Source organism: Streptomyces europaeiscabiei, assembly GCF_036346855.1.
GTDB lineage: Bacteria > Actinomycetota > Actinomycetes > Streptomycetales > Streptomycetaceae > Streptomyces > Streptomyces europaeiscabiei.
The window spans coordinates 1,377,714-1,387,856 of sequence record NZ_CP107841.1; the positions used below are offsets into that span (position 1 = coordinate 1,377,714).

A 10,143-nucleotide genomic window follows, 5' to 3' on the forward strand; every position below is an offset into this window, starting at 1 on the left:
GTGGCCGTGCCATCAGGAGATGCCGAGGTCGTTCTCGATGAAGCTGAAGATCTCGTCCGCGCCCGCGGACCGGATCCGGTCGCCGATGTCGTCGCCGGTGCCGGCCGTGGTGACGGCGGCGGCGGAGGTGGTGCCGGTGAAGTTCCCGAGCAGGGACTGCAGGCGGGAGCCGATGCGGTCGCGTCGGGTGTCGTCCTCGGGCAGCGCGTCCAGGAGCGTCGCCAGGGAGTCCAGTCCGGCGAGGACGGCTCCGGCGGCGTTGGTGTCGTCGGTGAGCCGACCGCGCAGATATGCGGCGAGCGCGCTGGCGTTCGGCTGGTCGAAGAGGAGTGTGGCGGGCAGGGCCAGGCCGGTGGCGGCGCCGATCCGGTTGCGCAGTTCGACGGCCATCAGGGAGTCGAAGCCGAGGGCGTTGAAGGCCGTCGCGGCGCCGACGCGGTCGGTGCCGGCGTGGCCGAGGACGACGGCTGCCTCCGTACGCACCAGGGCGGTGAGGGTGCGTTCGCGCTCGGCGGCGGACTGCCCGGCGAGCCGCTCCCGCAGGGCGTGCGGGGCTGCCGCGGTGGTGTCCGGACGCTGGGCCAACAGATCGCGTACCTCGGGGAGTTCGGCGAGCAGCGGGCTGGGCCGGGAGGTGGTGAACCCGGGCGCGAAGCGGGCCCAGTCGATGTCGGCGACGGCGAGGACGGCGTCGGCCCGCGCGGCGGCCCGGCCGAGGGCGTCGGCCGCCCGCTCGGGTTCGAGCGGGTTGATGCCGCTGCGGCGCATCCGCGCCTCGCTGTCGGCGTCGGCGGTGGCCATGCCTCCTCCGGCCCAAGGTCCCCAGGCCAGCGAGGTGGCGGGCAGTCCGGCGGCCCTGCGCTGTTCGGCGAGGGCGTCCAGGTAGGCGTTGGCCGCCGCGTAGTTGGCCTGGCCGATGGTGCCGAGGGTGCCGGAGACCGACGAGTACAGGACGAACGCGGTGAGGTCGCGGTCGCGGGTCAGCTCGTCGAGGTTGCGGGCGGCGGCCAGCTTGGGCCGCAGGACGCGGTCCAGGGCGGCGGAGTCCATGCCGTCGATGAGCCGGTCGTCGAGGACGCCCGCGGTGTGCACGACGGCGTCGACCGGGTGTTCGGCAAGCAGCGCGGCGAGCGCGTCCCGGTCGGCGGTGTCGCAGGCGGCGAGGACGAGTTCGGTACCGGTGCCGACGAGGGTGTCCTGAAGGCGGGCTGCGCCTTCGGAGCCGGTGCCGGAGCGGCTGACGGCGACGATGCGTGCGGTGCCCCGGGCCGCGAGCCAGGCGGCGGTGCGCAGACCGAGCGCGCCGGTGGCGCCGGTGAGCAGGACGGTTCCGGTCCAGTCGGGGGTGGTCGGTGCGGGCGCGCCGGCCGGGGCGTGTTCGAGGCGGCGCAGGAAGGTGGCCGAGGGTCGGACGGCGATCTGGTCCTCGGTACCGTCGGCGAGGGCCGCGGCGAGGCGGCGGGCGACGTCGGCGGGAACGGCGGTGGCGGTGCCGGCGGGCAGGTCCACCAGTCCGCCCCAGAGCTGGGGGTGTTCGAGGGCCGCGGTGCGGCCGAGGCCCCACACGGCTGCCTGCTCGGGTTCGGCGGGCGCCTCGCTCCCGAGGACTCCTACCGCGCCCGCGGTGAGCGCCCACAGGCGGACCGGGTCCGTGCCCGCGGCGCCGTCGGCGAGGGCCTGGACGAGGGCGGTGGTCGCGGCGAGGCCGGCCGGGACCGCCCGGTGGCCGGGCAGCGGTGCGGTGTCGGCCGCGAGCAGGGACAGCACGCCCGTCCAGGCCGGCCCGTCGTCCTGCCGCAGGGCGGTGAGGGCGGAGGCCAGGAGGGCGCGGTCGGCGGTGGCGCATTCGACGGGCAGGACGTGGACATGGGCGCCGTGCGCGGTGAGAGCGTCGGCGACGGAGGTCGCCCAGGGGCCGCCGTGGACGCGGTCGGGGACGGTGAGGACCCAGGTACCGGTGAGGGTGGCGGCGCTGCCGTCGGCGGCGGGGCGCCACACCGCGCGGTGCTCCCAGCGCCCGATCTCCGCGTCCTTGCGGTCCTCGTCGCGCCAGGCGGCGAGGGCGGGCAGGACGGCGCTGAGCGGGGCGTCGGTGTCGACGTGGAGCCGTGCGGCGAGGGCCGTGGGGTCGGCGGCCTCGACGAGTTCCCAGAACGCGCTGTCGTGGGTGCGCGCGGCGGGCGGCGCGGACGGCTCCAGCCAGAAACGCTCGCGCTGGAAGGCGTACGTCGGCAGGGCCACGGGCCGGGCTTCGGCGTCGTCCTGAGCGGCGGGCGCCTTCCCGTGTCCGTGGGCGTGCAGGGTGGCGGCCGCGAGCAGCGCGGCGCGGTTCTCGGGCACGCCGCGGCGCAGCAGGGGTACGGCGGTCATCGCCGCCGGGTCGGTGAGGCCGTCCTGGACGAGGGTGGTGAGGGTGGCATCGGGGCCCAGTTCGAGGCAGTGCGTGATGCCGTCGGTCTCCAGTGTGCGGACCGCGTCGGCGAAGCGGACGGCCTGGCGGACGTGACGGACCCAGTAGTCGGGGGTGATCAGGTCGTCGCCGGTGGCGGGGGCGCCGGTCAGGTTGGAGACGACGGGGACGGCGGGGGCGGTGTAGCGGACGCGGGCGGCGACGGCGCGGAAGTCGTCGAGCATGGCTTCCATCAGGGGCGAGTGGAAGGCGTGGCTGACCCGCAGGCGTCGGGTTCTGCGTCCGCGTGCGGTGAACTCGGCGGCGATGTCCTCCACGTCCTTCTCCTCGCCGGAGACGACCACCGAGACCGGTCCGTTGACCGCGGCGATCGCGACGCGGTCGGCGCGGCCCTCCAACAGGGGCAGGACCTCTGCCTCGGTGGCTTCCAGGGCGGCCATGGCGCCGCCCTCGGGCAGGTTCTGCATGAGCCGGCCGCGGCCGGCGACGAGGGCGCAGGCGTCGGCGAGGTCGAAGACCCCGGCGGCGTGCGCGGCGGTCAGCTCTCCGATGGAGTGTCCGGCGAACACGTCGGCGCGGATGCCCCAGGACGTCGCCAGGGCGTGGGCGGCGGTGCCGAACGCGAACAGGGCGGCCTGGGTGTGGGCGGTGCGGTCCAGGAGCGCGGCCCCGTCGCTGTCCTCGGCGGCGAAGACCACGTCGCGCAGCGGCGGTCCGTCGAGGTGACGGTCGAGTTCGGCGCAGACGGTGTCGAACGTCTCGGCGAACACGGGGTGGGCGGCGTACAGGTCGCGGCCCATGCCGGGGTGCTGGGCGCCCTGGCCGCTGAACAGGACGGCGAGGCGGCCGCCGGCGGCGGTGCCGGTGACGACGTGCGCGGCGCCTTCGCCGGAGGCGACGGCGGCGAGTCCGGTGAGGAGTTCCTCGCGGTCGGTGGCGACGACGGCGGCGCGGTGCGGGTGCGGGTGGCGGGCGGCGGTGAGGGTGTGGGCGAGGTCGCGGGGGTCGTCGTCGTGGTTCAGCAGGTGGGTGCGCAGCCGGGCGGCCTGGGCGCGCAGTGCCTCGGGGGTGTGCCCGGAGACGGGGTGGACGCGGGGCAGGGCGGCCGGTGCCGGCCGGTCGGGGGCGGGCTCGGGGGCGGGCGGTGCCTCCAGGACGACGTGGGCGTTGCTGCCGCTGATGCCGAAGGACGACACGCCCGCTCGGTGCGGGCGGCCCTCCCGGGCGGGCCAGGGGCGGGCCTCGGTGAGCAGGTCGATGGTTCCGCTAGACCAGTCGATGTGCGGGGAGGGCTCGTCGACGTGCAGGGTGGGGGGCAGTTCGCCGTGGCGCATGGCCATGACCATCTTGATGACGCCTGCGGCGCCAGCGGCGGCCTGGGTGTGCCCGAAGTTGGACTTGGCGGAGCCCAGCAGCAGGGGCTGTCCCTCGGGCCGTTCGCGGCCGTACGTGGCGAGGAGGGCCTGGGCCTCGATGGGGTCGCCGAGGGTGGTGCCGGTCCCGTGGGCCTCGACGGCGTCGACGTCGGCCGGGGAGAGCCCGGCCGAGGCGAGCGCCTGGCGGATGACACGTTCCTGGGAGGGGCCGTTGGGGGCGGTCAGGCCGTTGGAGGCGCCGTCCTGGTTGGTGGCGGAGCCGCGGACCACGGCCAGTACCCGGTGACCGTGGCGGCGGGCGTCGGAGAGGCGTTCCAGCAGGAGCATGCCGACGCCCTCGGAGAAGCTGGTGCCGTCGGCGGAGGCGGCGAAGGCCTTGCAGCGGCCGTCGGCGGCCAGGCCGTTCTGGGCGGTGAACTCCGTGTAGGTGCCGGGGGTGGCCATGACGGTGACCCCGCCGGCCAGGGCCATGGTGCATTCGCCCTGGCGCAGGGCGTGGGCGGCGAGGTGCAGGGCGACCAGGGCGGAGGAGCAGGCGGTGTCGACCGTCATGGTCGGCCCCTCCAGCCCGAAGGTGTAGGCGACCCGGCCGGAGATGACGCTGCCGGAGACGCCGAGTCCGATGTAGCCCTCCATGCCTTCGGGGATGTCGGCCAGTCCGGAGGCGTAGCCGGAGCCCATCGCGCCGACGTAGACGCCGGTGCGGCTGCCGCGCAGGGACAGCGGGTCGATCCCGGCGTGTTCGAGGACCTCCCAGGAGCTCTCCAGGAGCAGTCGCTGCTGGGGGTCCATGGCGAGGGCCTCGCGGGGTGCGATGCCGAAGAGGGCGGCGTCGAAGTGGGTGGCGCCGTGCAGGAATCCGGCTTGCAGGCCGGGCAGCCGGTCCAGGTCCCAGCCGCGGTCGGTGGGGAAGGCTCCGATGGCGTCGCCGCCCTCGGAGACGAACCGCCACAGGTCCTCCGGCGAGTTGACACCGCCGGGGTACTGGCAGGCCATGCCGACGATGACGACCGGGTCGTCCTCCGCCGCGGCGACCGTGGTGGGGGCCGACTGCTCGGTGGTGCCCGCGAGTTCCCGGGCCAGGTGGCGGGCGAGGGCGCTGGGGCGGGGGTGGTCGAAGACGAGCGTGGCGGGCAGCCGCAGTCCGGTCTCGGCGTTCAGGCGGTTGCGCAGGTCGACGGAGGTGAGCGAGTCGAAGCCGAGGTCCTTGAAGGACTGTTCGCCGTCGACGGCGCCGGCCGAGCCGTGGCCGAGGGCCACGGCGGTGTGGCGGCGCACAAGGTCGAGAAGCAGCCGTTCCTGTTCGGGCCCGGACTGTCCGGCCAGGGTGCGGCCGAGCGCGGAGGAGCCGCCGTCGGCGGCGCGGGCGGCGCGGCGGACGGGTGCCGGGACGAGGCCGTGCAGCAGGGCGGGCAGGCGTCCGGTCGCGGCGGCGGAGCGCAGCGCGGCGGCATCGGTGCGCAGCGGCGCGAGGAGGGGTTCGCCGGTGGTGAGGGCCTCGTCGAGGAGGCGCAGTGCACGGTCGGGGGCGAGGGCGGGCAGCCCGGAGGCCGCGATGCGGCGCCGGTCGTCCTCGCCGAGCCCGCCGGTCATGCCGCTGTCGTGGTCCCACAGGGTCCAGGCCAGGGAGGTGGCGGGCAGGCCGGTCGCCCGGCGGTGGTGGGCGAGGGCGTCCAGGACGGTGTTGGCGGCGGCGTAGTTGGCCTGTCCGGCTCCGCCGAGGAGGCCGGAGGCGGAGGAGAACAGGACGAAGGCGGTGAGGTCGGCGTGGAGGGTCGCCGTGTGCAGGGCGAGCGCGGTGTCCGCCTTGGCCCGCAGCACGGGAGCGAGCCGGTCGAGGGTGAGTGAGTCGAGGACGCCGTCGTCGAGGACGCCCGCGGTGTGGACGACGGCGCGCAGTGGCCGGTCGGCGGGCAGCGCGGCCAGGGCGGCGGCGAGGGCGTCGGGGTCGGCGGCGTCGCACGCCTCGACGCGGACGACGGCGCCGTGGGCGGTGAGTTCGTCGGCGAGGGCGCGGGCGCCCGGGGCGTCGGGGCCGCTGCGGGAGAGCAGCAGCAGGGAGCGCACGCCGTGGGTGGTGACGAGGTGGCGGGCGACGAGGGCGCCGAGCGCGCCGGTGCCGCCGGTGACCAGGGCCGTGCCGTCGGCGTCCCAGACGGGCGCGGCGTCGGCGGCGGGCGTGCGGACCAGCGCCGGGGTCAGCAGCCTGCCCTCCCGCAGCGCGAGTTGGGGTGCGCCGGTGGCTACGGCGGCGGTGAGCGCGGCGCGGGACGCGTCGGTGTCGTCGAGGTCGGCGAGGACGAGGCGGCCGGGGTTCTCGGTCTGCGCGGCGCGGACCAGGCCCCACACGGCGGCGGCGGCGAGGTCGGTGACGTCCTCACCGTCGTCGGCGGCGACGGCGCCGCGTGTGACGACGACGATCGGGGCGCCGTCGGTGCGTGGGTCGGCCGGCAGTGTCTGCAGGGCAGTGAGGGCGCGGGCGGCGAGGTCGGCGGGGGTCTCGTCGGGGCGGGAGGCGTACGGCAGGACGGCGGCGGCGCAGGAGTCCTCGTCGGCGCCGAGCCGCGGCCAGGACGGAAGCAGGCCCGCCGGGTCGTCCCCGGCCAGGCGCCAGCCGTCGGTGCCCGGCGTGGCCGGGAGTTCGGCGGCGGTCCAGCGCACCGCGTACAGGGCGCCGTCGGCGGGGCGTGCGGTGTCGAGGGCGCCGGCGGCGACCGGGCGGCTGACGAGGGAGTCGACGGTGGCGACGGGGCGTCCGGTGCCGTCGGCGAGGTGCAGGCGTACGGCTCCCGAGGTGCCGCGCTCCAGGCGGACCCGCAGGCCGGTGGCGCCGACGGCGTGCAGGGTGACGCCGCTGAACGCGAACGGCAGGCCCACGGCGCCCGGTTCACCGGCGTCGTCGCCACCGCCGGCGAGCTGGACGTGCAGGGCGGCGTCGAGGAGCGCGGGGTGCAGTCCGTAGCGGGCGGCGTCGCGGTGCTGGTCCTCGGGGAGGGCGACCTCGGCGTACCGGACGTCACCGGACTGCCAGGCGGCGCGCAGGCCCTGGAAGACGGGCCCGTACTGGTAGCCCTGGTCGGCGAGTGCCTGGTAGAAGCCGTCCAGGGGGACGGGCCGGGCGTCGGCGGGCGGCCATGCGGCCGGTTCGGCCTCGGTGGCGGCGGGTGCCGGGGCGAGTACGGCGGTGGCGTGCCGGGTCCACGGGGAGTCGTCGTCGGCGTCGGGACGGGAGTGCACGGTGACGGGGCGGTGGCCCGTGGGGCCGGGGGCGCCGAGGGCGATCTGGAGCTGGACACCGGCGGTGTCCGGGAGCACCAGCGGGGCTTCCAGGGTGAGGTCGTCGAGGAGGCCGCAGCCGACCTCGTCGCCGGCGCGCAGGACGAGTTCGACGAACGCCGTACCGGGCAGCAGGACGGTGCCGGACACGGTGTGGTCGGCGAGCCAGGGCTGGGCGCGGGTGGACAGGCGGCCGGTGAGCAGCACCCGGTCGTCGTCGGCGACGCGGACGACGGCGCCGAGCAGCGGGTGCCCGGTTCCGGTCAGGCCTGCGCCGGTGACGTCGGCGGTGGTGAGGGCGGGGGGCAGCCAGTAGCGGTCCCGGGTGAAGGCGTAGGTGGGCAGGGCGATGCGCGGGTCGGCCGGGTCGGCGCCCAGCAGCGCGTCGAGGTCGACGCGGACGCCGTGCACATGGGCGGCGGCGACGGCGGCGAGCAGGGTGCCGCGTTCGGGGCGCTCCTTGCGCAGCAGCGGCACGCAGACCCGGTCGGTGGTGTCGTCGGGCAGGCAGGAGCGGGTGAGCGCGGTGAGGGTGGCGTCGGGGCCGAGTTCGAGGTAGCGGGTGACGCCGTGGGCGGCGAGCCAGCCGACGCCGTCGGCGAAGCGGACCGTGTGGCGCAGGTGCCGCACCCAGTAGTCGGCGGAGGCCAGTTCCTCGGCGGTGGCGGGGCCGCCGGTGAGGTTGGAGACGACGGTGAGGCGCGGCGGATGCGCGGTGACGCTCTCGGCGACGGTACGGAACTCGTCCAGGGCGGCGTCCATGCGCGCCGAGTGGAAGGCGTGCGAGACGCGCAGCCTGCGGGTGGTCCGGCCGCGGGCGGCGAGTTCGGCGGCGACGGCCTCGACGGCGGCGGTGTCGCCGGAGACGACGGTGGCGCGCGGGCCGTTGACGGCGGCGACCGACACGGCGCCGGCGTGCCCGGCGAGCAGCGCGGTCACCTCGTCCTCGGCGGCCTCCACGGAGACCATGGCGCCGCCCAAGGGCAGGGCCTGCATGAGCCGGCCACGGGCGGCGACCAGACGGCACGCGTCGGGCAGCGACCACACTCCGGCGACGTGCGCGGCGGACAGTTCGCCCAGGGAGTGCCCCAGGACGTACTTGGGGGCGATGCCCCACGACTCCAGGAGGCGGAAGAGGGCGACCTCGACCGCGAACAGCGCCGGCTGGGCGAGGCCTGTCTCCCGCAGCGCCTCGTCGTCCTGGGCGCCGTCGAGGACCGTCTCCTTGAGGGACTTGGGGGACAGTCCGAGTTCGGGGTCGAGGTGGGCGCAGATCTCGTCGAAGGCGCGGGCGTACGCGGGGAACGCGGCGTACAGGTCGCGGCCCATGCCGGGACGCTGGGCGCCCTGCCCGGAGAAGAGGAAGGCGGTCGCGCCGCGCAGGGTGCGGCCGGTGACGACGGCGGGGTGTTCCTCTCCCGCGGCGAGGGCCCGCAGGGCGTCGCGGGCGGTGGCCGTGTCCTCGGCGAGGACGACGGCGCGGTGCTCGAACGACTGCCGGGTGGCGGCGAGAGCACGGGCGGTGACGTGCGGGTCGTCGCCGGGGTGGGTGTCGGTGTGGTCGAGCAGGCGGGCCGCCTGGCCGCGCAGGGCCTCGGCGCCGCGCGCGGACAGCAGCCAGGGGGCGAGGGGCAGCCGTACGGCGGCCGCGGGGGCCGCCTCGGTCTCCTGGGCCTCCTCTTCCGGCTCCTCGGGGGCGGCCTCCAGGACGGTGTGCGCGTTGGTGCCGCTGATGCCGAAGGAGGACACGGCCGCGCGGCGCGGGCGTCCGGGGGTGAGGGGCCAGTCGACGGGCTCGGTGAGCAGCCGGACGTGACCGGCGTCCCAGTCGACGTGCGTGGACGGCGTGTCCACGTGCAGGGTGAGGGGCAGTCGGCCGTGCTGGAGCGCCATCACCGTCTTGATGACGCCCGCGACGCCGGCGGCGGCCTGGGTATGGCCGAGGTTTGACTTCAGGGAGCCGAGGAAGAGGGGCCGTTCGGCGTTCTTGGCGCGGCCGTAGGTGGCGAGCAGCGCCTGGGCCTCGATGGGGTCGCCGAGGGTGGTGCCGGTGCCGTGCGCCTCGACGGCGTCGACGTCTGCGGCGGTGATACCGGCGTTCGCGAGGGCCTGTTCGATGACGCGCTGCTGGGCGGGTCCGTTGGGTGCGGTCAGCCCGTTGGAGGCGCCGTCGGAGTTGACGGCGGAGCCGCGGACCACGGCGAGGACCGGGTGCCCGTTGCGGCGGGCGTCGGAGAGGCGTTCGACCAGGAGCAGGCCGACACCCTCGGACCAGCCGGTGCCGTCGGCGGCGTCCGCGAAGGCCTTGCAGCGGCCGTCGGGGGCGAGCCCGCGCTGTCGGCTGAACTCGAACAGCAGGCCGGGGGTGGCCATGACGGCGACGCCGCCCGCCATCGCGAGGTCGCACTCCCCGGCGCGCAGCGCCTGTACCGCCCAGTGCAGGGCGACCAGGGAGGACGAACAGGCGGTGTCGACGGTGACGGTGGGGCCTTCGAGGCCGAGGACGTAGGAGATGCGGCCGGAGGCGACGGAGGTGGCGTTCCCGGCGAGCATCAGGCCGTGCAGGTCCTCGGGGACCTCGACCGGGCCCTGCCCGTAGCCGGCGGTGGCGGCGCCGACGAACACTCCGGTGGCGCTGCCGCGCAGGGTCTGCGGGCGGATCCCGGCGCGTTCCAGGAGTTCCCAGGACGCCTCCAGCAGGATCCGCTGCTGCGGGTCGGTGGCCAGTGCCTCACGGGGGCTCATGCCGAAGAAGGCGGCGTCGAAGGAGGCGGCGTCGTGCAGGAAGCCGCCCTCGCGGGTGGAGAAGGTACCGGGCCGGTCGGGGTCGGGATCGTAGCGGTCCTCGATGTCCCAGCCGCGGTCGTCGGGCAGTGCGCCGATGGCGTCGCCGCCCTCGTCGACGAGCCGCCACAGATCCTCGGGGGTGCGGATGCCGCCGGGGAACCGGCAGCTCATCGCGACGATGGCGATCGGCTCACGGCCCCGGTCCTCGACCTCGCGCAGCTTGCGGCGGGTCTGCCGGAGTTCGCCCGTGACCCGCTTGAGGTATTCCACGTACTTGTCGTCGTCAGCCACGTG

Annotated in this window: 1 protein-coding gene; it reads right to left on the reverse strand. The window is 76.2% G+C overall.

The features are described 5' to 3' along the window. Positions 1-12: 12 nt before the first annotated feature. Complete coding sequence (locus OG858_RS06070; protein WP_328545073.1) at positions 13-10,140, reverse strand: type I polyketide synthase; 10,128 nt, start codon at positions 10,138-10,140, stop codon at positions 13-15. Positions 10,141-10,143 lie beyond the last annotated feature (3 nt).